Annotated in this window: 25 protein-coding genes and 6 tRNA genes; 20 read left to right on the top strand and 11 right to left on the bottom strand. The window is 41.1% G+C overall.

The window, feature by feature from the left end:
- Positions 1-47: 47 nt before the first annotated feature.
- Positions 48-1,016, bottom strand: a complete 969-nt coding sequence (locus tag P6N53_RS03560; RefSeq protein WP_304541242.1) for a biotin synthase BioB — start codon at positions 1,014-1,016, stop codon at positions 48-50.
- Positions 1,017-1,041: 25 nt separating this feature from the next.
- Complete coding sequence (locus P6N53_RS03555) at positions 1,042-1,440, bottom strand: helix-turn-helix transcriptional regulator (protein ID WP_304541241.1); 399 nt, start codon at positions 1,438-1,440, stop codon at positions 1,042-1,044.
- Between the two features lie 268 nt (positions 1,441-1,708).
- On the opposite strand from P6N53_RS03555, the gene P6N53_RS03550 reads away from it, so the two are divergent.
- From P6N53_RS03550 to P6N53_RS03540, 3 genes are read left to right on the top strand one after another with little or no spacing between them, the layout of a single operon-like run.
- The gene (locus P6N53_RS03550) at positions 1,709-2,362 is read left to right on the top strand and encodes a (Fe-S)-binding protein (RefSeq protein ID WP_304541239.1); all 654 of its coding nucleotides are present in this window, start codon (positions 1,709-1,711) and stop codon (positions 2,360-2,362) included.
- Positions 2,363-2,376: 14 nt separating this feature from the next.
- A complete protein-coding gene (locus P6N53_RS03545; RefSeq protein WP_304541238.1) occupies positions 2,377-2,697 on the top strand; it encodes an Ada metal-binding domain-containing protein in 321 nt (106 codons plus the stop codon).
- 6 nt (positions 2,698-2,703) lie between these two features.
- On the top strand, positions 2,704-2,865 hold the full coding sequence (locus P6N53_RS03540) for a helix-turn-helix domain-containing protein (protein WP_304541380.1): 162 nt from the start codon (positions 2,704-2,706) through the stop codon (positions 2,863-2,865).
- A gap of 188 nt (positions 2,866-3,053) precedes the next feature.
- On the opposite strand, the gene P6N53_RS03535 is transcribed toward P6N53_RS03540, so the two are convergent.
- Positions 3,054-3,130 (bottom strand) — tRNA-Arg (locus tag P6N53_RS03535).
- Between the two features lie 194 nt (positions 3,131-3,324).
- Between P6N53_RS03535 and P6N53_RS03530 the strand changes: the two genes are divergently transcribed.
- Together P6N53_RS03530 and P6N53_RS03525 are read left to right on the top strand one after the other, a co-directional pair.
- Positions 3,325-3,702: a hypothetical protein gene (locus P6N53_RS03530; protein ID WP_304541236.1), complete on the top strand. Its 378-nt coding sequence runs from the start codon at positions 3,325-3,327 to the stop codon at positions 3,700-3,702.
- Positions 3,703-3,825: 123 nt separating this feature from the next.
- Positions 3,826-4,077: a hypothetical protein gene (locus P6N53_RS03525; protein WP_304541234.1), complete on the top strand. Its 252-nt coding sequence runs from the start codon at positions 3,826-3,828 to the stop codon at positions 4,075-4,077.
- Between the two features lie 79 nt (positions 4,078-4,156).
- Here the strand turns inward: P6N53_RS03525 and P6N53_RS03520 are convergent.
- Both P6N53_RS03520 and P6N53_RS03515 read right to left on the bottom strand, forming a co-directional pair.
- Positions 4,157-4,232 (bottom strand) — tRNA-Met (locus P6N53_RS03520).
- A gap of 66 nt (positions 4,233-4,298) precedes the next feature.
- Entirely contained in the window at positions 4,299-4,631 is a 333-nt protein-coding gene (locus tag P6N53_RS03515; protein WP_304541232.1) for a hypothetical protein, read from the bottom strand.
- Between the two features lie 257 nt (positions 4,632-4,888).
- On the opposite strand from P6N53_RS03515, the gene P6N53_RS03510 reads away from it, so the two are divergent.
- From P6N53_RS03510 to P6N53_RS03500, 3 genes are all read left to right on the top strand, one after another.
- Positions 4,889-5,614, top strand: a complete 726-nt coding sequence (locus P6N53_RS03510; protein ID WP_304541231.1) for a nitrogenase component 1 — start codon at positions 4,889-4,891, stop codon at positions 5,612-5,614.
- 5 nt (positions 5,615-5,619) lie between these two features.
- Complete coding sequence (locus P6N53_RS03505; RefSeq protein ID WP_304541229.1) at positions 5,620-6,714, top strand: FUSC family protein; 1,095 nt, start codon at positions 5,620-5,622, stop codon at positions 6,712-6,714.
- A 371-nt stretch (positions 6,715-7,085) separates the two neighbouring features.
- Positions 7,086-7,808, top strand: coding sequence for an N-acetylmuramoyl-L-alanine amidase family protein (locus P6N53_RS03500; RefSeq protein ID WP_304541228.1), 723 nt, complete (start codon positions 7,086-7,088; stop codon positions 7,806-7,808).
- A gap of 53 nt (positions 7,809-7,861) precedes the next feature.
- Here P6N53_RS03500 and P6N53_RS03495 read toward each other — a convergent pair whose 3' ends face one another.
- Entirely contained in the window at positions 7,862-8,170 is a 309-nt protein-coding gene (locus P6N53_RS03495; protein WP_304541227.1) for a hypothetical protein, read from the bottom strand.
- A 197-nt stretch (positions 8,171-8,367) separates the two neighbouring features.
- Between P6N53_RS03495 and P6N53_RS03490 the strand changes: the two genes are divergently transcribed.
- The gene (locus P6N53_RS03490) at positions 8,368-8,592 is read left to right on the top strand and encodes a DUF378 domain-containing protein (protein ID WP_304541226.1); all 225 of its coding nucleotides are present in this window, start codon (positions 8,368-8,370) and stop codon (positions 8,590-8,592) included.
- A gap of 44 nt (positions 8,593-8,636) precedes the next feature.
- On the opposite strand, the gene P6N53_RS03485 is transcribed toward P6N53_RS03490, so the two are convergent.
- Positions 8,637-8,918, bottom strand: coding sequence for a MarR family transcriptional regulator (locus tag P6N53_RS03485; protein WP_304541224.1), 282 nt, complete (start codon positions 8,916-8,918; stop codon positions 8,637-8,639).
- A 358-nt stretch (positions 8,919-9,276) separates the two neighbouring features.
- Between P6N53_RS03485 and P6N53_RS03480 the strand changes: the two genes are divergently transcribed.
- From P6N53_RS03480 to P6N53_RS03470, 3 genes are read left to right on the top strand one after another with little or no spacing between them, the layout of a single operon-like run.
- The gene (locus P6N53_RS03480; RefSeq protein ID WP_304541223.1) at positions 9,277-9,591 is read left to right on the top strand and encodes a DUF485 domain-containing protein; all 315 of its coding nucleotides are present in this window, start codon (positions 9,277-9,279) and stop codon (positions 9,589-9,591) included.
- Positions 9,588-11,627 carry a solute symporter family protein gene (locus P6N53_RS03475; protein ID WP_304541220.1) on the top strand — a complete coding sequence of 680 codons (2,040 nt, stop codon included), beginning with the start codon at positions 9,588-9,590 and terminating at the stop codon, positions 11,625-11,627. Before P6N53_RS03480 ends, P6N53_RS03475 begins: the two co-directional genes overlap by 4 nt.
- 23 nt (positions 11,628-11,650) lie before the next feature.
- Positions 11,651-11,815, top strand: a complete 165-nt coding sequence (locus P6N53_RS03470) for a hypothetical protein (RefSeq protein WP_304541218.1) — start codon at positions 11,651-11,653, stop codon at positions 11,813-11,815.
- Positions 11,816-11,846: 31 nt separating this feature from the next.
- On the opposite strand, the gene P6N53_RS03465 is transcribed toward P6N53_RS03470, so the two are convergent.
- Genes P6N53_RS03465 through P6N53_RS03455 form a run of 3 tightly spaced genes read right to left on the bottom strand, consistent with a single transcriptional unit; the run spans position 11,847 to position 14,782 of the window.
- Complete coding sequence (locus P6N53_RS03465; protein WP_304541215.1) at positions 11,847-13,766, bottom strand: DUF294 nucleotidyltransferase-like domain-containing protein; 1,920 nt, start codon at positions 13,764-13,766, stop codon at positions 11,847-11,849.
- A gap of 30 nt (positions 13,767-13,796) precedes the next feature.
- Complete coding sequence (locus P6N53_RS03460) at positions 13,797-14,114, bottom strand: AzlD domain-containing protein (protein WP_304541213.1); 318 nt, start codon at positions 14,112-14,114, stop codon at positions 13,797-13,799.
- Positions 14,078-14,782, bottom strand: coding sequence for an AzlC family ABC transporter permease (locus P6N53_RS03455; RefSeq protein WP_304541211.1), 705 nt, complete (start codon positions 14,780-14,782; stop codon positions 14,078-14,080). Before P6N53_RS03455 ends, P6N53_RS03460 begins: the two co-directional genes overlap by 37 nt.
- 358 nt (positions 14,783-15,140) lie before the next feature.
- Here P6N53_RS03455 and P6N53_RS03450 point away from each other — a divergent pair.
- From P6N53_RS03450 to P6N53_RS03435, 4 genes are all read left to right on the top strand, one after another.
- Positions 15,141-15,217 (top strand) — tRNA-His (locus tag P6N53_RS03450).
- A gap of 19 nt (positions 15,218-15,236) precedes the next feature.
- Positions 15,237-15,311: transfer RNA gene (locus P6N53_RS03445), tRNA-Gln, on the top strand.
- Between the two features lie 10 nt (positions 15,312-15,321).
- Positions 15,322-15,397: transfer RNA gene (locus P6N53_RS03440), tRNA-Lys, on the top strand.
- A gap of 16 nt (positions 15,398-15,413) precedes the next feature.
- Positions 15,414-15,498 (top strand) — tRNA-Leu (locus P6N53_RS03435).
- A 63-nt stretch (positions 15,499-15,561) separates the two neighbouring features.
- Here the strand turns inward: P6N53_RS03435 and P6N53_RS03430 are convergent.
- The gene (locus P6N53_RS03430) at positions 15,562-16,203 is read right to left on the bottom strand and encodes a hypothetical protein (protein ID WP_304541209.1); all 642 of its coding nucleotides are present in this window, start codon (positions 16,201-16,203) and stop codon (positions 15,562-15,564) included.
- A 760-nt stretch (positions 16,204-16,963) separates the two neighbouring features.
- On the opposite strand from P6N53_RS03430, the gene tig reads away from it, so the two are divergent.
- The 4 genes from tig to lonB all read left to right on the top strand — a co-directional run bounded on the left by tig (position 16,964) and on the right by lonB (position 22,089).
- Positions 16,964-18,271 carry a trigger factor gene (gene tig / locus P6N53_RS03425; RefSeq protein ID WP_304541208.1) on the top strand — a complete coding sequence of 436 codons (1,308 nt, stop codon included), beginning with the start codon at positions 16,964-16,966 and terminating at the stop codon, positions 18,269-18,271.
- A 70-nt stretch (positions 18,272-18,341) separates the two neighbouring features.
- Positions 18,342-18,929 carry an ATP-dependent Clp endopeptidase proteolytic subunit ClpP gene (clpP, locus tag P6N53_RS03420; protein WP_304541207.1) on the top strand — a complete coding sequence of 196 codons (588 nt, stop codon included), beginning with the start codon at positions 18,342-18,344 and terminating at the stop codon, positions 18,927-18,929.
- A 19-nt stretch (positions 18,930-18,948) separates the two neighbouring features.
- Entirely contained in the window at positions 18,949-20,199 is a 1,251-nt protein-coding gene (clpX, locus tag P6N53_RS03415; protein WP_304541206.1) for an ATP-dependent Clp protease ATP-binding subunit ClpX, read from the top strand.
- A 162-nt stretch (positions 20,200-20,361) separates the two neighbouring features.
- On the top strand, positions 20,362-22,089 hold the full coding sequence (gene lonB, locus P6N53_RS03410) for an ATP-dependent protease LonB (protein ID WP_304541205.1): 1,728 nt from the start codon (positions 20,362-20,364) through the stop codon (positions 22,087-22,089).
- The last annotated feature ends 193 nt before the right edge of the window (positions 22,090-22,282 follow it).

Genomic DNA, 22,282 nt, shown 5'->3' with positions numbered 1-22,282 from the left:
TGACAGATAGTTAATGAGGAAATCCGTTGTGTTTTAGTGTTTATAAATTATTTTGAAACGCCGTAGCCAGCTTCCCATAACATATCCCAAGCTTGTCTTACTGAGAAGCCTCTACTCTTTTCAGTTTGAGATGCTGTATCTCTAGGATTAGCTCCATATTCTGCGTAAAGCTGATTAACACCAGTTAGTAGTGTCATTTGGGTCACTTCATGGGCATTCATAGCTCTTTTGGGAAGGGTAACAAGTCTAGTAACTGCAGCTATTTTGGTTAACTCTATGGCAGGAATTTGTCCTTTTTCATATAGGGGTGTAGACGGAACTGGGATACGTCTCATAACTGCCATAACTTTAACATTATAATCCCGTGCTCTTAACATCTCTGTTACCAATTCATCATAAGAATGCTCTGGGCCTATTGGTTCTACACAGTAGTACAAGTCCAAATCAACAGCACGAATTACATTAAGGGTATTTATTCTAGTTTCAGACTTAATGGTAGTATCAATACCTTCTCTTAAACGGTTAATATGATAAGCCCCAGTAAATCCAATATCTTTAAGTTTCTTTGCTGTTTCTAAATTAAAATCACCTATATTAGCAACAAATCTGATATTATCAGGCAAATGTTTCCGTATAACTTTAGATATTTGAAAAAAATCGCTAAATGGATAATCTGCCGTTGTCATTAAGAAAAAATCATTAATACCATCAGCAATCAATAATTCCAGTTCAGATAATAGCTCATCAATATTTTTTCTCCATGTAACGGGTAAGGAATAATGGTCTTGTCCCATAGAACAAAACTTACAATTGATAGAACAAGGCTCAGCATTTATGCCTATTTGAGCAAAAACTAGCCCCTTATTATCAAATTCTGTTCGGGACATATAGTTTGCAGTAGATAATAGATTATAAAAATCCTGACTTTTATAATCAAGGTTTAGTAATGCGATTGCTTCATCTTTGTTTAATAATTTCCCTTGTTTTACTGAGGATAACAAATCAGAAATTGACATATGTATTCCTCCTTAGGATTATTCTCTAGTACTTTAAATTTCCATCACCACTCTTTACTTTAGAGTAAACCCTATGTGCTTCTTCAACCAACATTTCTATAGATTGTTGGTATTCTTCCAAAGTAGAAATCCAGTGGGAAAGACAGTCTACCCCTGTATTTGTAATATGGTAAATTCGCTTTGCTGGTCCTGTATCATCTAATGACCAATTGGACACAACTAAACCTCGTTGTTCCATAGCTTTAAGAGAACGATAAACGCCAGTTCCATCTGGTTTATGTCCTTTAAACATTGGTGATTCTGCTATTCTTTGAACAAGTTTATAGCCGTAAAGGGCTTCCTTTGCAAGATTTATCAAAATTAATGGCTGAACTAATCTATCAAGGTTATTTCCAGAACATGGACATTTATCAAAGTCTAACATAAGATATTCTCCTATAGTAGATATAGTCTGATACTAATGGTATTATTATGAAATTTCTAATTATAACTGTCAAGCTATTTTTTAGTGGTAGATATAAAAGCATAATATTGGTTTAGGTGAAAGCTTATCTTACTACCATAAAAATTAAACCACAGGGGACTCTTTTTTGGTAATAGCAATTGCTTAATGAAATATAGGAAGATTTCTAGTTGTTTTTTATATAGAATATTTTCACAAAATAATTACCTGAAATCAGGAGGAACTAGAAATGAAACAAGTTTATGCACCCGGCTGTGCCCTGATGATCTATAATTCAGGACTTTCTAAAAAAATATTAGCTTTTCTTGATAAGGATTTAGGGAATATAAGTGAACACCTCATTTGCTGCAGACATGACCCTCAGCTCGAAAGTGGAACCCAGGTAATCAACACCTGCGCTGGCTGTGATCGGCGGTACAGACAGCTTTATGAAGGAATATCCACAATATCTCTCTGGGAGATATTAGCTAATAGCAAAACCTTTCCTTTCCCTGACTATAAAGGGGTGGAAATGTCCATCCATGATGCTTGTCCTACCCGAACCGAAGAGAGGGTACAGTCTGCCATTAGACGATTGCTTGAAAAAATGAATATAAAAGTCATTGAACCACAAAATACCCGTACCAAAGCAGCTTGTTGTGGCGATAGTTTTTACGGCGTTTTGCCTGTGGACCAGGTAAAGAAACGGATGAAAAGGCGTGCCAACGAAATGCCCTGCGAAGATGTGGTAGTTTACTGTGTTTCCTGTATCAAAGCTATGTACGTCGGGGGTAAAAGGCCACGCTATATTGTAGACCTTTTATTTGGGGAGGAAACCAACATTGGAACCTTTGAGCCTGATGTATGGCACGAGGAATTACAAAATTATATCGATTCCCACTGATAAGGAGATAACTCTTGAAAAAGCATTTATCAATTTCGGAGGATGAGAAGTGGCAATCCGTTGTGGATTGTGACAAAAGTTATGACGGCCTATTCAATGTGATCTTCTCTCATCATGCAGCAGAAGCATTGGAGAAAGGCTTTCGCCCCTGCAAAAAGTGTTGTCCAGATAAAGACACTTTCCAGCCAGAACTAGAGTTGATGAAAAAAATCAAGGAGATATTAGACACAAATTATGCAAAATCAATTAGTATCTACAACATTTCAAAACAAGTTGGCGTTAGCCCAAACCATATGGTAAGACTTTATAAAAAGTATTACGGTTTTACCCCTTGACAGTACATTACTTGTTTAAGAATAAAAAAAGCGGGAGAATTACTCGAACAGGAGGATATAGAAATTATCGAGATCGCCTACAAGGTAGGGTTCGAAAGTTTATCTAATTTTTATAAACACTTTAAGGAGCAGATGGGACATACTCCTAATGAACATAGAAAATGCTGAGGTAGTATCAACGGTGCTGTTGCAACTTCTTTTTCGCCATGAAAAACTCCCCTTCGCTAGAATTAGTTTTTACTAACCGAGCAGTTGAAGAGGAGTCCATTGGTGCTAAACAAAGAGCATCGGATACGCACTTAAAAATAGAAAAACGGGCTGTGCGCTAATCGCGCTCACCCCGCATAATTCCTAAATGGCGTCCCAGAAGGGATTCGAACCCCTGACCTACGGATTAGAAGTCCGTTGCTCTATCCAGCTGAGCTACTGGGACGTATTTGGCTTCAGAGCCAACACAAATTATTATAACACAATATAAAACATAGGGCAAGAAGGTAATATTGCCAACAAGAGATATTAATTATTAAGCTTTATCATTTTAAAACATAACATATTAGAAGTCAATAATCTTAAATCCTTGAGATATGCTAAAATTAATTAATGTTGAAACTCGGAAGGAGTGTTCGGGTGTACAAGGAGCTTTTAGTTAAGGATATAGTGTTTGTCGGTAGTAACTGGGACAAGAGCAGGGAAAAGGCTGAGTGTAAAGTGGAAGAGTTGATACCGCAATTTCCTGCCTGTGAAACCTGTAAAACCAGCCACGGGGGGAAGGACTTATTTTGGGTTATAGAGGAATTAAAGAGCGGGATTATAATAAAAAAGTATGATTGTAATGTTTTCTCAGTCTGCAGCCTGAAGTGTTTATTGGATAGAGGACTTCAGAAAAATGCCTACTACTCTATAGTAGGTAAGTTGGAATCGGGTGAGGTTGTGGCTACAGGTTTTCAGGGCAGAAATGCCGTGGCTATAAATGATTTTGCAAATACCCTTGCAGAAAATGCTTGATGTTTTGTCATAATATTGACAAGCAGAAAACCTTAATAAACCTTGAACTTGTGGGTTGGTTTTGGGATAATCAAGTTAACGGATGTTAAGGAAACATCTGAAAAACTTAATAAAAGGAGTTGGATGGAGCTGGAATTTTGTGAGGTAAGTCATATAAGCTTAGTCACAAATCTAGTGGGTGAGGTATGTGAGGGAGTAAATGAAGGAAAGGTAGCAAAGTCATTTTCCCTACAAGCCAGTAAATTAACTGAAGAGGTCTGGAAAGAGATTGTTAATTATAATCTAGATCCGAATGCCCCATGTTTTTTATATTTTGAAGACAGCTCAGCCGAAAACATCCAAGTTAGGGTAGTTTGTAAAAACTCTAATTCTTAACCTGAAATTAAACCTCTGTAAGGAGGTTTTTCCTTTTAGTAAAACAAAAAAACTCTGCATTAAGCAGAGTTTATAAACATGGTTGCGGGAGGAGGACTTGAACCTCCGACCTTCGGGTTATGAGCCCGACGAGCTACCAACTGCTCTATCCCGCGACAACTTGTTTAGTATATCATTGGTAATGTTTTATGTCAAGGAAGAATCTAAAATAAAAATATAAATCAAGAATTAGATCTACTGGCTCTGATACATTCGCACATTTCAAGGATAGATTCCATTTCTTCATCTGAGGAGGAAGAAAGCTTACTTAAGAAATTTTGCAGGCTTTCATCCATATTCCTAGAATTTAGTTCAATTCTTTCCTGTTCTGAAAGGGGAGAACGTTTTCCTTCCCTTATATCATTGACCATTGTCATCATACGTTTTGCACTTTCCTCCCCCAGTTGCATAGGGATATACAGCTTAAGTTGTTCCTGTTCCTCGGATGTCAATGGAGAAGAAGCTCTAGCTTTAGAAATCAATTGATAAAGACCTTCTTTGGTTAGATGGGACATATTTTACCTCCATTCCATATGGTTATTTAAATAGTACTAGTTCTCTGTTAATTTTAACAGTTATAGTAGAAGAAGCCAAAGACATTATTTTAATCAAAATCTAAAATACAATATTCATCGCAAAGACAGGTTGCTTGATAAAAAGGGGAATGATATAATTGCACCAACGGAATAACTTTTTGAGAGAGGCAAAGGTGCTGAAGATAATTCAGCACCTTTTTATTTAATTACTAGTGTTTTCCACTGGGGGTGAATTCATGCAATTACAACAGGCATCGGACTTAAATCATGAGGTTCAACCAGCCTATATTGCTAATTTGTTAGGTGAGTTTAATAATATGTCAGAAGTTAGCTCTGTGCAGGAGTTGCTTCGGGAATTCGGTATTATAGCCGAGTATATTCCTGGAGACCAGGCAAGGTCGGCTGTATATCAGAGGGCAAACATAAACATCTTTCATATGCCCATGAGTGAAGTGATAACTCAAAAGAGATTTCAAACAAGATTTTCGCGGCCCTATTTAACTGTTTCCTTCTTTGGTCCTTCAGAGACAGCCGGTGCCTTAAGGGATATAGGTTTGGCCTTGGGCTTAGATACTAATGCTGTGGAAAAAAACGTACGGAAGGGACTGTTGGGAGTAACTAATGATATTAATTCCTATGGTTCTGAGGTGTACGGAAAGAGAATTTTATTATTACATGATGGTTACCAGGGAGATTTAATTGAGTCAGTGTTAACAGATTTAGGGGTGAAATCAATCAGAGATAAAAGATTTAAATATCAAAATATGAGGCAGGAGAATGTTAAACAGCTTGCCATGGAGCAAAAGGCTCAGCTGATTATTGGTCCTTTCTATGATGTTTTTGTTAAAGGTTTGCCCTATATGACCATGCCTGATCCAGAAACATCCTACTTAGGTTTTTCCGGTTTTACTAATCTAGCAAAATCCATTTCCCAGATGTCAAAATTGAGATATCATGAGTAAATGGTATGTTTGCTGCAATTGTTAATGCTATTGGTGCAAGGATACTAAAAACCGGATTAGCTGTTACCCTTGCCGTGTATATTTGTACCATATTAAACCTGGAACCTAAGGTTTTTTCCGCAGTAAGTGCCGTTATCAATGTTCAGCCTTCTATTTTTCGTTCTTTCAGGAATGCCGTGGAACAGATTCTGACCCATATTATATCTGTATTAATTGCTGTTGCCTGCGGCTATGCCCTTGGCTCAAATCCTGTGATTATGGGGATTACAACGGTATTAATTATACTTACCAATGTTAAGTTAAAACTTTTTCAGGGAGTTGCCATGGGGGTGGTTGCGGGTATCTTTGTCCTGGATGCACCCCAGCATGATTTTCTAACCCATGCTTTGACCCGTTCCTATGTGGTGTTTGTGGGTTTGGGGGCAGCACTCCTGGTGAATAGCCTTTTGCCCCAACCTCGCTATGGTCAAATTGTTTTAACTAACTTGTCAAAACTGAATGTTATGTGTATAGAGTTTTTTGAGGAGTTGGTAAAGAGGTTTATTAAACTTGAACCAATGGGGGCCGAAGAGTACGAAAGACGGAGGAGTTTGATCAAAGGTCAGTTGAGGACCACTAGAAGTCAATATGAGCTCCTAAAGGAACAAAACAAATACTTAAAACAAATACCCTGTGATGTAAATGAGACCTGGGAGAAATACCTGGATTTTAATTCTAAACTATTTTTCAAAAGCCAGGAAATATATAACGCAACACAGCAGAGATTAGATTGGCGTTTGGAGAGGGGAGAGCCACCCATATCTAATGAATTTAATAAAGTTCTGGAGATGTTGGGCAGAGGGGTGGATTCAGTAGTATTATTAAACGCTAAACTCTATGATTATATTATTAATGGAGTAGGTATGGAGCAATTACCAAAGAATGAGCATTTTTGGGAGGAGTTAAGCTACTTTATAGATAATTGGCACACCAAATTAACTGGAGCGAATTTCTTGCACGTATTTATGTATGTGTCGGTAGTGGCAAATGATATAAAATGGGCCAGCCGAAGCATTAAGGAATTTCCCGCCATGAAAGAGAGCGGTTCAATTGAATCGTAGCAAAGAGTGGTAGGCAAGTTTGTATAGGTTGGCTATATTTCCCAGGTTATTATTTTCACACTATTAGTTATTAATTCGTAAATTAGTACCAAAAGGGGGAAATTAAAATGGTTACTACCTTACAATCCTGTTCTTGGGGATGGGGCTCATGGTTTCCAATCCTTTGCTGTGTACTAGTAATTTTAGTTATAATTCTAATAGTTTGTTGTTGTCTTTATTTTTAACAATAGTAAAAATGAGCACTGACAGTAATGCTGGAAGTGCTTATTTTTTATCTTCCAAAATTACAATAAGTTTACAGTATTTCTCCCCTCTGCAAAGATAAAACTAAGTAAGCCTGAGGGACAACATAAAAGGAAATATTACAAACCATGAGAAATACTAAAAAACACCAGCTGGCATTGGTTGGCTTACTTACCCTTATTATTTTTGCCGCTGCTTTTTTTCTAAGGGAACAATCCATGCTGTCTGAAGCCGAAGGGAATCATGAGACCAGGCTGGTAAAAAATACAAAGATGCCGTTAATAGTAATTGATCCAGGGCACGGAGGCACTGATCCAGGTACCTGCCAGGCTGGCATTTTGGAGAAGGACATAAACCTGGCCATTGCACAACGTGTAGCAAAGCATATTACCTCCCACAAATATCCTGTACAGCTTACCAGAGAAACTGATAAAGATTTCTCAGATAATGGGGTGTTTAGCCGTAAGGCAGAGAGGCAGGACCTTCGGAGAAGGGCAGAACTGGCAAAGAGTGCAGGGGGGAAAGTACTTGTAAGTATCCATGTAAATTCAGGGGTGGGTACGAACAGTGGAGCGGAAGTGTACTATGATCCTAAGAAGTTGGGTTGCCAGCGGTTAGCTGCACTGATTCAGGAGGAACTAAATAAAATACCCCAAATGCCTCCTAGAAGGGCTAAAGCAGATACCTTTTATTTATTTGATTGTCTCGATATCCCGGTGGTAATAGTAGAAACCGGTTGGATGTGCAGTCCAAATGAAAGGGAGAAACTACTGAATCCAGAGTATCAGGAGCAAGTTGCTAAAGCCATTGCAGAAGGAATTATAAACTATGCTAAGGAACAATATTTATAAAAACATCCCGCTCAAGAATTCTGAGCGGGATGTTTTTATAAATATAAATTTTGCTACTTAATAAGACCTTTAACGGGGCCTTTACCGTTGCAGCGGCCCATGCCACCTCCCGGGCAAGTGTAGCCGTATTCTGCGTGATATTGTTTCATTTGCTCAAAATGTGTGTTCCAGAGATTAGCCTGCTCCTTGGTTATGAGGCCTTCTGTTAATGCTTGGTTTACGGCAGCTTGTTTAGTAGCCATTCTCTGCTCAAACCATGACTTGGCCTGGGATATAGGAGCATCAGAGGCAAAGGCTTTTGGTATCATTAGCAAGCCAAAGACGATGGCTATCAGTACCATAAAGGCAAAACTTTTTTTCATGGGATTCACTCCTTTCATAATTATATATTAACCCAATTATAACTCACTTCAAACCAAAAAATATAAAAATATACATAATATATATAATAACTTACAAATAAATAAAGATACAAATTTACCAAAATATGTATATTAATATCGAAAACTGTCAATGATTGTCTTGTAATTATATTTTATTCTTAAGGAGTGAAACTGCAATGGAAATGCTTACCAGAGTAGCCTTGGTATTGGTGATTATTGGTGCATTAAACTGGCTGCTAGTAGGTCTCTTTAGTTGGGACTTGGTTGCCGCTCTGTTGGGAGGAAATGCAGTACGGGAATCCTCTATACTTAGTAGAATTATCTACAGTATAGTTGGTTTGGCCGGTATTGTTCTAATCCCGAGCTTTTTCCGCGATAAGGCACAAGTTGAAGAGAAGTAGTACTAAATGAAAAAAGCCCACATGGGCTTTTTTCATTTAGGCACTTAGAATGGGTCATGGTTTTGGGTAAAGCTTTCCAGCCACTCATCTTTATATAAGATCATGTTAGGATCATCGGAATACTCCCCTTCACGATAATCAATAAGCTTTAAATCCTCTAGATTTCTGAGTGACGCGGTTACTTCCAGCTCTGAATAGCCTAATAGCCTACCAATTTCTCTAGCGGGGTATATTAGCATACCGTCAGGAGAAGCTTGTTCTTTAACAAAGAGCAGTACATTTCTATCAATTTCCCTAAGGTTAGCTAGACTTCTGGCTTTTTTCAAGTATTCCCACCTCCTTTTGGGGTAGTATTCCCCAAAAGAGGAAATGTTCACGGTACATTATCTGTTGAAATAATAAGTTTTAATTTATCCCAGTGGTAATTAGCATTCCTTAAATAAACAAAATTAAGGTTAAACTGCTGGGGTTTTTACGGTTTTAAAATAGGTTGTCAGTTCTGTCAACTGGCGGCCTATTATGTGCAGTTGGGCGAAATCTGCCAATACATTTTCTTGAAAATAGGTCTCCTAGTTTTCAGCGAAAAAATCAGGTTTAAAATTATGCATTTGACCGGAGATTAATAGGTTATTTTTAGTCAGCTAGTTATAATTGGTATCACAAATCAAGAAAGGGGAGGTTGTAGTGGGGAAAAAAGAAAGTCTATTGGAAGTGCAGAGTGAGGAATATTTAAAGATTATTATGGGTCAGCAGCTTCGCTTAAGTTTGCTGCTCTTTGCGGTTTTTTTTCTTATTCTTTTTGGTTTGCCGCTAATGAATTATTACTTACCTGATATAACTAACTTCCGGGTGTGGGGTTTTACAGTCAGTTGGCTGTTCTTGGGAATTATGTTTTATCCTTTGACATGGTTGGTCGCCTATATATATGTCAAATGCTCCTTAAATTTGGAGCAGGTAATAACTGAAAATACCATTAAGGGCAAGGGAGGGAAATTATGATGACGGGGGTTGGGTGGATACCTTTAATTTTTGTAACCCTTCTTGTTATAGGAACCATTGGCCTGGGCTTTTATGTGCAAAGGTCGGTTCGCAATGCTGACGACTTGTACGTTGCTTCCCGCTCTGTCAGTGTACCTATGAATTCGGCGGCAATATCAGGGGAATACCTTTCTGCTGCTTCTTTCATGGGTATTGCCGGTATGGTAATGAAATATGGCTATGATGTACTGTGGTACCCGGCCTTGTATGCGGCAGGATATCTTTTTCTATTGTTGTTTATTGCCAGTCCCCTTCGGCGTTTTGGAGCTTATACTATTCCGGATTTTGCCGAGGGGCGCTTTTCAAGTCCTCTGTTTCGCAAGATTGCGGTAATATTTGTGCTTGTCATTGGTCTTTTTTATACCATGCCCCAGATGAAGGGAGCGGGAGTTGCGCTGGTTAATATCCTCCATACGCCATATTGGGTGGGGGTAGTCCTGGTAGGCGCTGTTATTACCTTTAATGTTTCCCTGGGAGGAATGAAGGGAATTACCTTTGTTCAGGCCTTTCAATACTGGGTGAAGATGTTTGCCATATCTGTGCCCATGTTTATCCTCTTTGCTGTTGTTGGTGGTTATTCGGGACATATGAAAACCTTTGGCAATACAGGGGATGAAGGAAAATCCCTGCCAAGGTTTTTAGAAGATACTACTATTACCTATAAGCCTATGTTGCCTGCAAATGAAATTACTTTTCCGGCAGGAACAACAGCGGAATTTTCTAACGGTGCCGAGGTAGCATTTTTGACTGTAAAGCCAATAGCTGAGGCTTTGTCAAAGCCTGAGAATCTGATTTTGTCCGTCCTTCCTGAGCAAACAAAAGTAAGAAGCATTGCCGGCAAAGAGGTTGACTTCTATGTATTTCAAGCTGGGAGTAGCATCACTATAAAGGATCCAATTTCTATAGGTAGTGGAGATGAGCTAAAATCAGTTCCGGTTAAAATTACTGTGTTCCCCGCCGAGGGAAATGAAGCGGTTCATATGCTTTATCCAAAGGGAGAGATTGTTCCTAATGCTCCTATGGATAAGGAATGGATGGAACCCTATGGTCCCTTTACCAATAAATACGGCTACCCCCTTCTATACACTTATTCTTTAATAATTGCCATAATCTGCGGCACGGCAGGTTTGCCTCATATTTTGGTAAGGTTCTATACCAACCCGGATGGTAAAACCGCTAAGAAAACAGCATTTTGGGTTTTAATTCTACTGGGCTGTTTTTATGTCTTTCCACCTATTTGGGGTGCCCTAGGCAGGAATCTTGTGCCTCAGCTTTACGCTGTCACCGGTGGAGCCTTTAGCACTGATTCAGTGGTTTTAACTCTGCCCAGGGTATTAAATAGCACCATGCCCTATTTAGGAGATATACTCTCTGGTATAACTTCAGCCGGTGCCTTTGCAGGGTTTATGACTACCTTTTCAGGGTTGCTGGTTTCTATTACAGGGGCACTGGCCCATGATATATATGGTAACATGATTAATCCAAAGGCAGGTCCGGGTCAACGTTTAAAGGCATTTCGTATTTCGGCGGTCTGTGGTGGCTTAACAGCGGTGCTGCTGGGAACCATGGTGGAGAACTTTGATATTAATATGATGGTTGGTTGGGCCTTTGCCATTGCTGCGGCCTCATATTTCCCGATGCTTATTGTAAGTGTGTGGTGGCGAGGGACCAGTGCTCTGGGAGCCGGGACCGGAATGCTTGGAGGCGGGTTATTAGCACTTGCTTCTATTGTAGCGGTAATGCTGGCTGATAAGGGCTGGCTCCCTTCCCTAAGTGTATTTTTTGCAGCAAATCCAATAATAAGGACCCTGGCAGAGCAACCGGCTATTTGGGCAGTGCCCTTATCCCTGTCCCTAATTTTTATTGTTTCTAAATTTACTCCGGATAGCATTCCGACAGATGCAAGGCAAAAAATGCTGGTACTTCACGCGCCGGAGGAACTGGCCTTAAGGAGCGAGTATATCAAGGAACAAGGGGCTGCACCTGGTGCCCATTAAATCTATGGTAGGAGGAATAACTTATGTTTAGAAAAACCAGGTGGGGGTTTGCACTATACTCGGTATATCTTGCTGCCCTAGGAATGATTTGGCTGGCGGTGGATGGTGGGACACTGTCTTCAACCACTGGTATTGGGTTGGCAATACTGGCCGGTGCGGCCATGGCAGTTTACTGGCCAAGATGGTAAAGTTAAGGGGTCTGCAACATATGCAGACCCCTTAAAGTCTCCAAAGGTAGGAAAATTTTTTTTCGGTGGTTTTCTGGAGTCTCAGGATAATTGAAAGGGAGTCCTTTAGTATAGCACGTTCCCTTTTACTGAGGCGGTTGGGGTTGATAAAATTATCCGGAGGCAGTTCCAGCTGATATTTGCGCAGGTTTTCTCTGATGCGAAACATCATAATGGTTTCATAGGCTGATTGAATATACTCTGCATCATCCTTGTCTATAATCCTTTGTTCAACCAACTCCCTCAGACGTCCCAGAGTTGATGTTTCTGTAATGCCGTGGTTTAGGGCAAATATTCTTATGCAATTGACAATGTGAATAGCGGCTGAGGACTTTAGATTTATTTCATTTTTATGGGGACCTGATTTTTCCGTAACAATATTATTTCGAAACCCCAAGGGAGGTCGGAATTTTAGCTCATCAGTGGCTAACAAATGTGATGCCGGGCTGGAAATGTTGAAATATTGGACAAAATATTCCCAAAGGGTTTTAGCCAAAGCCCTTTCACCATAAACTGGTCTAAAATCGAGAAATATAGTAAGGGAACGCACTTCGGCTGGGTCAAGTCGGCGAATCCACTGCTCCAATGTATTTTTCCAGCCACTTAGGGGGCGGCACCAATCCGGTGTGGAAGCCATAACTCCGCCTTTGCATTTGAGAAAGCCGCATCTGGCTAATCCTTCAACCACCTTATGGCCTAAACGCAAGAAGTAATCCTGTATTGCCTGGGCCTGCTCAAGGGGAGGATTAGCATAAACTATAGCATTATCCTGATCTGTACGCAGGGTTTGCTCATGCCTGCCGGCACTGCCCAGGTTTAGCCAGCAATAGGGCAAGGGGGGTGAGCCAAACCCTTCCTGCTCCATTTCGTCTTCACAGAGTATAATTATTTGTCTAGTTAGGCGTTCGTGCATTTCAGACATTATTTCAAATATAATGGGAACGGGAGCCTTTTCTGCCACCAGGGCGCTGAGCAGTAAATCTACTTCTCTACCTGCTTCCTCCAGGCCGGGTAATGTTTGCTGGGCTTCAATGTTACGCACTACCCACAGGGTTCCAGTACTTCTAGCCTTAACTAAATCCATTAGGGTCACGATGCCAATTAGGCGATTATTCTCCACCACAATTAAATGTTTAACCCCACCCTTGATTACTGCAAGTAACCCTTCGTGCAGGTAAGCTTGAGGGGGCAGGGTTACCAGGTTGGTTTCCATTAAATCCCCGGCAGTACATTCCTTTGGATTGCGCGGATTGACAATTAGCTTTAAAACAAGATTTTTCTCTGTGATAATACCAACAGGTTCATTTTGCTCATTGATAACAATTATGGCACTAATGTTATGGTCGTTCATTTGCCTCGCCAATTCAGATGCCGGTTGCCCTGTCCGACAGGTTATTACCGGACTGGACATCACTTCGCTGACCCGACGACGGAACAAACCTGATTCGGATGTTCCATAGGCTTCATAAGATTGTTCATTTACAATCTCTTCATATAAGGAGCGCATTCTTTTAAGGAGCATGTGGTCAAAAAATCTTGCTATGCTGTGGTGAGTTTTCATTAGCTGTTCAAAGGTATCCCTGGGGAAGGCCAGACAATCCAAAGGTTCCCTGGCACGTACTGAGGCAGAGTAGTTGCTATCTTTGAAGAAGGCGGTTTCACCAAAAAAGTCCTTTGGGTTTCTATAGCCCACTATTGTTTCTAACCCCCGATCATTGGTTACAGTTACCTCTGCCTTGCCTTGTATTATTACAAACAAAAAGCCCAGGCTGGGGTCTCCCTGGCGAAAAACCCTATCCCCTGCCCGGAAATGGAACTGTTGTATGTAAGGTGCAATTTCAGATAGTGTAACTCTATCAAGGGTATGGAAGGGATCGATAAGTTGCAAGTCCGTTACAATACTATTGGCCATTGGCTAGCATCTCCTGAATCATATAAAATACTAGAACTGATTTAGCAAGACCACAGAGACCATGCCGGTTACCACTGTTAAGAAAATATTTTTAGTATATATTCCTGCCATAAAGCAGGGAATGGCGGCGATAAGATAAGTATTTGCTAGGTTTATAGCCAGTTGACCGTCTTTAAGTAGTATTTCCGGTGCCAATAGTGCAGAAAGGACTGCCACCGGAACATAGCTTAGCCAGTTAAGAACCCCCTTTGATATATTAATACGGGATAATATTGCTAAGGGCATCATCCTTGGTATATAAGTAACCAGCATCATGCCGATGATGAGGAGAAGGACTTTTGCATCCATTTATCTATCATCACTCCTAACGTTGCAGAAATCAATGTTGCTAAAATAATATTCCAGCTACCAGGTATATTTAGCTTAATGGCAATGGATAGAAATGCTGCCACAAGCCCTATGGCAATTACCTTTTTATGCTTTACCTGAAGGATTAATAATGCCACAAACATGGCCGGCAGGGCGAAATCGAGGCCGAATCTTTGTGGGTCAGGTATGAAATTACCTGCCATAGCCCCCAATACTGTACTGGAAATCCAAGCCAGATGAGCAGTTAGGAACAATCCCCAGAAATACCACTGACTTTTTTCTTCCTTGGCCACAGCAGCGATGGAAATGGCGTAGGTCTCATCTGTTACCCAAAAGCCCAGAATTGATAATAGCTTGGCCTTTATGTTTTTTACGAAGGGTGCCAGGGAGGCAGTCATTAGCAGGTGTCGGGAGTTAACTAAAAAGGTAGTTAAAATTATTGCCCCGATGGAAGCTTGGGTTGCCAGCATTCCGGCGGCAATAAATTGAGAGGAACCGGCATAGACCAGTAGGGACATCATAAAAACTTCGGCTACACTCATTCCTGCTTGAACAGCCAGGACGCCAAAGGCCAGGCCGACGGGGAAATAGCCAAAGATCACAGGCAGAGCAGCCTTTATCCCCTGCTTTAATTCCGATTTATGCAAAAAACACAACCTCCTAAAGACTTAGAATAAATGTTTCACTTAATAATAGCAGAATAAATGGTGACAGGTGAATATCCAATCACCATAAATTAACCAATCCAATTATTAGCTGAAGCTGGGAGCTACCACTTTAAAGGATATTTTATTTAAGGAAAATTTAACCCTAGAAGATTCACCCCAATAAGATATAAAAAAACTTAATAATAATTGACATCTGCTGTTATACTAAGTATAATAAAAATCTGCCGATAACCGATAATAAGAAATTAATAAATTTTGGTTTTACATGGCATAATGAGTCTTGACATTGGTTTAGCCATTTGGTATTATAGTTTTCGCGGGTTGTCAAAGTATTATGGTGGGTATAGCTCAGCCGGTTAGAGCGCCAGATTGTGGCTCTGGAGGCCGTGGGTTCGAGTCCCATTATCCACCCCAATTTATGACATAGCATTGCTGGGGCGTCGCCAAGCGGTAAGGCACCGGACTTTGACTCCGGCATTCGTTGGTTCAAATCCAGCCGCCCCAGCCAGATATTACATGATCCATTAGCTCAGTTGGTAGAGCACCTGACTTTTAATCAGGGTGTCCCGCGTTCGAGTCGCGGATGGATCACCATTTTCAACTAAAACATGCGGATGTGGCGGAATTGGCAGACGCGCCAGACTTAGGATCTGGTACCGCGAGGTGTGGGGGTTCAAGTCCCTTCATCCGCACCAACTTAAAGGCGATATAAGTTCGTGATACACACGAATCTTATATCGCCTTTTAATTGTTTAATGTTAGGGAGCGACAGTAGGAGGGAGTGTAAAACAGCAGTTGCGATTGCGTTCTATCTCTGCTCCGGTAAATGTGATAGGTCCGATTATATTTGCTGCGCTGCCTGCCAAGGGCAATTCGGCTGTGAGAAAATAATTTACTAATCTTATACAGGGGCCTGTCGGCGGGATGGGGCAGGTGGGTGATACATCAAAGGGATTTAAATCCACATGACTGAGATGGGTAGTTACGAAATTATCCTCAGGATCTGCCTGACCGCTATCAAGGGTAGAAAAAATTAGTGTGCCTGTGGGGGGCAGTGAGTCCCGATATATGCTAAATAAAACTTCAACCCTGTCAACACCTGTGCCGTTAGTTATGGCCTGCCAGCCTATAGTGGCATTTAGCCAAACCCGGTCTGTGTATTCGTCAATTACTAGGAAGCTAGGGGGGGTGGTTAGGGCACTTAGCTCAGCGACTTCTGTGAATAAGGGTGATAGGGCGATGGGGATGGCTACAGACCCACTTGTGTTTGGATCTAAAACAAATACCTGAAATTCTGTGAGCAAGCCCTGGTCTCTAGAACATGAACGCTGTAGCTCAGGGGTTTCTGTCGGATTATCAGTATCATTAATAACGTTATTGTCTTTTAAATCATCAGACATAGGTTTAACCTCCTTATAAAATCATGGCATTATTTGGTATATTCTATTGGCAATCATCAACTTATGACACATGTTTAGAAAGAATTACAAAAAAATAAGCCGGATATTAATCCGACTTATTCATTATTCAATTTTTCAGCATAACATTCAGTACATACCTGCACTTGCCTATAAATGCAGATAACATGTTTATGACAGGCCCATCGGCCACACTCACTGCACTGTTCCTGGCAGGAAGGGCATACCTCGTCGCCACAAATAGAACACTCTAGAAGTTTATCAGTTTCTTTTTTACAAATCGAGCAAGTATGTGACATAATTTGCAACCTCCATTTAAGTAATGTTACCACAATCTTCTGTGTTTTTTCAATTATCTAATTAAAGTATATTGCATATTTAACAATGTAAATTTTTCATTAAATAACTTATGCTGGAGTGTATATTGGTTTTGCCAGCTTTACTTAGTAAATGTTTTGCAAACAATTAACATTATGGTATAATTGGGGCAAATCTGGATTACCAGGGTTATGCCCTGGTATTTTAATTACTGAACCAAATGGAAAAATTTACCCTTTTTGGCTGGAATTAATTTAGCTTTAGCAGGAGTTAGTCATCCTTCGTAGAACTAGATAAAATGTAATGACTAAGTTCAGGGCAAGATAGTAAGACCAGGAATTTCTAACGGCCAAAAGGGAGGGTGTATCTCATAAAATAGCACAGAAAATATCAAAACGAGTATTTAAGGAGGAAACACTGGATAATGAAGGCCACCGCAGAAAGAATAGAAAAAAACACCGTCCTATTACAAGTTGAAGTGGAAGCTGCTAAGGTTGACAAGGCTATGGATCAGGCCTACCGCAAAGTTGTGAAGCAGGTAAACATACCTGGATTTCGTAAAGGTAAAGCCCCCAGAGCAATGGTGGAGAGATTTGTTGGGGCAGAGACACTGTTTGGCGAGGCTGCTGAGACTTTACTTCCCGAAGCTTATATGGAAGCATTAAAGGAGACTGGGACTGAGCCAATAGATCAGCCTAAAATTGATGTTGTTCAAGGGGAGCCGGGCAAAGACCTTATTTTTAAGGCCACTGTAGAAGTTAAACCGGAAGTCACCCTTGGTGAATATAAAGGTCTTGAGGTTAAACGCCCTTCAGTAGAAGTTAGTGATGAAGATGTAAACAAAGAGTTGGAGCGTCTGCAAAATCGTCATGCTAAGCTGGTAACAGTGGAAGAAGGCGAAGTGCAAAACGGCGACACAGCCATCATAGACTTTGCCGGTTATTCCGAGGGCGAAGCCTTTGAGGGCGGCAGTGCCGAAAATTACTCCCTGAACATTGGCTCCAGCACCTTTATACCAGGTTTTGAGGAGCAGCTTGTAGGTGCAAAGCTTGGTGAAGAAAAAGAAGTTAATGTTACCTTCCCTGAAGAATATCATGCCGAAAATCTGGCCGGGAAACCTGCCCTTTTCAAAGTTTCCATTAAAGAGTTAAAACGCAAAGAACTGGCACCCCTTGATGATGAGTTTGCGAAAGACGTAAGTGAATTTGATACCCTTGAGGAATTAAAGTCTGACATTCGGAATAAATTAAAGGAAGCTGCCGAAACAAAAGCAAAGTCTGCAGTGGACAACGGTGCTGTGGATGCAGCCGTAAATAATGCGTCCGTTGAAGTGCCTGAAGTAATGATCGACCAGAAGGTTGAAGAGATGCTGAATAGTGTAGGCCAACGATTAATGCAGCAGGGTATTAATATGGATCAGTATTTCCAATACACTAACAGCAGCATAGATGACATGCGGGAGCGTATGCGTCCTGATGCTGAGAAAACAGTCAAGAATGAATTGGTTCTTGATGCCATTGCCAAAGCTGAGAAGATCGAAGCATCAGAAGAAGAAGTTAGTGAAGAGATTGAAAAAATTGCATCTTATGTTAAGCAAGATGCTAAGATTGTACGTAAAACCCTTGAGATGCAGGGTGAAATGGGAAATATTATGCAAGACATAGTAAGGCGGAAAATCGTTTCCTTCTTATCTGAAAATGCTCAGGTAGTAGAAGGCACAACTGCTGAGTAAACAGAATATGCTGTTTTGTAAGCCCATATAATTTTCTACATGTTCTAAGAATCTAAGGAGGCGATGGTTCTTGTCTGGTTTAGTACCGATCGTTGTAGAACAAACAAACCGGGGCGAGCGAGCTTATGACATTTATTCTAGGTTGTTAAAGGACCGTATTATCTTTATTGGTGGCCCAATTGACGACTATATTGCAAACCTGGTAATTGCTCAGTTTCTGTTCCTGGAGGCAGAGGATCCTGAAAAGGATATCCATCTTTACATCAATTCCCCCGGTGGTGTTGTCACTGCTGGGATGGCCATTTACGATACCATGCAGTATATCAAATGCCCTGTATCAACAATTTGCCTGGGTCAGGCAGCCAGCATGGGCTCTTTCCTGCTGGCGGCAGGAGCTAAGGGTAAGCGTTACTCACTTCCCTATGCTAGAATAATGATTCACCAGCCTTTGGGTGGGGTTCAAGGTCAGGCAACGGATATTGATATCCATGCTAAGGAAATTCTAAGGATGAAGGATATCCTAAATGAAAGACTGGCCCATCATACTGGGCAGTCCCTAGATAGAATTGCCAGGGACACTGAAAGAGATTTCTTTATGTCAGCAGATGATGCAAAGGAATATGGTATTATCGACGAGGTGATGCCGTATAGGAAGTAAAGATAAGAGAGGTGAAAACATGTTTAACGAGAAAGGCCAGCTCAAATGCTCTTTCTGCGGTAAAATGCAGGACCAGGTCAAAAAGCTTGTAGCCGGACCCGGAGTATATATCTGTGATGAGTGCATTGAATTATGTAATGAAATCATTGAGGAAGAATTAAGCGATGACCTCAGTCTAGATATGGGTGACCTGCCTAAGCCTAAAGAAATTAAGTCTATTCTTGACCAATATGTTATTGGGCAAGAAAGTGCTAAAAAACAACTGGCTGTGGCTGTTTATAACCACTACAAGAGAATTAATCTTGGGGGCAAGGTTGAGGAAGTGGAGCTATCCAAGAGTAATATTGTTATGCTGGGTCCCACCGGTTCTGGTAAAACTCTGTTGGCCCAAACGCTGGCCAGGTTGTTAAACGTGCCCTTTGCCATTGCAGATGCCACCTCTTTAACCGAAGCCGGATATGTGGGGGAAGATGTGGAGAATATCTTGCTCAAACTTATTCAGGCTGCGGACTATGATGTTGAAAAAGCTGAAAAGGGCATTGTATATATTGACGAAATTGATAAGATTGCCCGAAAGTCCGAAAATCCCTCGATCACAAGGGATGTCTCGGGCGAGGGTGTTCAGCAGGCATTATTAAAAATTCTCGAGGGAACTGTTGCCAGCGTTCCTCCCCAGGGTGGTCGTAAGCACCCCCACCAGGAATTCATTCAACTTGACACCACTAATATATTGTTTATTTGCGGTGGTGCCTTTGACGGCATTGAAAAATTAATTCAAAATCGTGTTGGCAAAAAGCAATTAGGCTTTGGCGCAGAGATTCAAACCAAGAAGGAATTAAAGATTGGTGAAATCTTGGCTAATATCTTACCGGAGGATCTTTTGAAATTTGGGTTAATTCCCGAATTTGTTGGGCGTCTACCTGTGATTGTAACCCTTGACGCTCTGGATGAAGAGGCCCTGGTGAGAATTCTTACAGAGCCAAAGAATGCCCTTTCAAAACAGTATGAAAAGCTGTTTGATCTAGATGGGGTAGGCTTAGAAATCCAACCGGATGCCCTTCGGGAGGTTGCCAAGGAAGCCCTTAAGCGTAATACAGGTGCCAGGGGCCTACGGTCAATCATGGAAGAGGCAATGCTAAATATTATGTATGACATACCTTCCAGGGATGATATCTCTAAGGTAGTGATTACAAAGGATGCTATTTTAAAGAAGGGCGACCCCCTGTTAATTACTGTTGATCGTAAAAAAAAGAAGGAAGAAACAGCATAAAGACTAGTGAATAACCATGGGATATCCCATGGTTATTTTTTTATATGGCTCTATTCATGAACAGTACTTGAGTGAAGCCGGATTTCTTAAAGATTTTATGTGTAAAAAGTGGTCTAATTAGCAATAATACAAAGAGAAGTACGGCTAAAGGAGGCATTAGTTATGGGGGAACTTACCAGCCTTGGAGGTTTTCTCACCTTCATACAGGTATTTTTTGCAGTTGTAATTGGACTCTACTTTTGGAATTTGTTAAAAGCACAGCAGGGTAATAAGACTGCCGTTGAAAAGGAGTCTCGCAAGGAGTTAGAGAAGCTCCAGCGACTTAGGGCCATATCTTTGACTGAGCCCTTGGCGGAAAAAACACGCCCCAAGGATTTTAGTGAGATTATCGGCCAGGAGGAAGGCCTTAAAGCCCTTAGGGCTGCCCTGTGCGGTCCAAACCCACAGCATGTTATTGTCTATGGACCACCAGGAGTTGGCAAAACGGCAGCTGCCAGGTTAGTTTTAGAAGAGGCAAAAAAGACAGCCAGCTCACCCTTTAAGGAAAAGTCAAAGTTTATCGAGCTGGATGCTACCACCGCCAGATTTGACGAGAGGGGTATTGCCGATCCATTGATTGGCTCGGTCCACGACCCCATTTATCAGGGTGCTGGACCTATGGGTATGGCGGGGATTCCTCAACCAAAGCCGGGAGCAGTAACTAAAGCCCACGGGGGATTGTTGTTCATTGATGAGATTGGAGAACTTCACCCGGTACAAATGAATAAATTATTAAAGGTGTTAGAGGATCGCAAGGTATTCCTAGAAAGCGCCTATTACAGCTCTGAGGATAATAATATTCCTAGTCACATTCATGATATCTTTCAAAATGGACTGCCTGCGGACTTTCGTATGGTGGGTGCTACTACCCGAACTCCAGATGAAATTCCACCAGCTATCAGGTCCCGCTGTTTGGAAATTTATTTCAGACCCTTACTGCAGAATGAGATAGAGAAGATAGCTGCTAATGCTTCGGAAAAAATTGGCTTGCCCCTTGAAGAGGGTGCACTGGATGTGGTTAAAAGGTATGCTACCAACGGACGTGAGGCAGTGAATATAATTCAAATATCCGGTGGCATTGCCTTAACAGAGGAAAGAAAAGAAATATTAATCAAGGATATTGAATGGGTAGTTCACAGCGGTCAGTATACCCCAAGGCCCGAAAGGAAGATTAACTCCCAGCCCCAGGTAGGTGTAGTAAATGGTTTGGCTGTTTACGGACCCAATATGGGCATTTTGTCAGAGGTTGAAGCCACTGTTATTCCCGCAGAAGAGGGAAAGGGAACTATCACCGTAACCGGGGTGGTGGAGGAAGAGGAAATCGGCGGAAATGGGAAAAGAGTTAGGCGCAAGAGTATGGCACGCAGTTCCGTGGAGAATGTCCTAACAGTGCTCAGAAGGGTAATGCAAGTTGACTATAGGAATTACGACATACATATTAACTTTCTAGGCAGTGGTTTAGTAGACGGACCATCAGCCGGAGTTTCCATCGCCACGGCAGTTTATTCAGCTATCAAAGGGGTTGTGGTAGACAATACGGTGGCCATGACTGGAGAAATTTCCATCCGTGGCCTTGTAAAACCCGTGGGGGGAGTGGTGGCTAAAGTAGAGGCGGCTAGACAGGCTGGAGTAAAGCAAGTGTTTATTCCCAGGGAAAACTATCAGGAAATGTTCAAAAATATGGAGGGTATCCAGGTCATACCAGTGGATAACCTGGATGAGGTTATCAAGGGCTCTCTCATTGAAGCTTTAGAAAAAGAGCTTCAATGGGAAGCGACTCCTGCTCCACTGGAGATGCCTGCAGCGGCAGCATTTCTTTCTCACCAAAACCTGTTAAATTCTGAAAGATAAAAGAATTTATGTGAATGGTGAAAAATATTTGTAAGTAAGGCAGAATAAAATACCTCTCTCTAAGTTTTAAAACCCGGCTAATGCTGGGTTTTTTCTATTATTGGAAATTATTGTTGTGGCAGTATTTTTGCCTTTTATGATATGATTACTTTATTCTGATTCACTAGTCAGTCGTCATATGATTTAAATATTG

The organism is Desulforamulus aquiferis, from assembly GCF_030577015.1.
Taxonomy (GTDB): domain Bacteria; phylum Bacillota; class Desulfotomaculia; order Desulfotomaculales; family Desulfotomaculaceae; genus Desulfotomaculum; species Desulfotomaculum aquiferis.
This window is presented reverse-complemented; position numbering and strand designations above follow the sequence as displayed.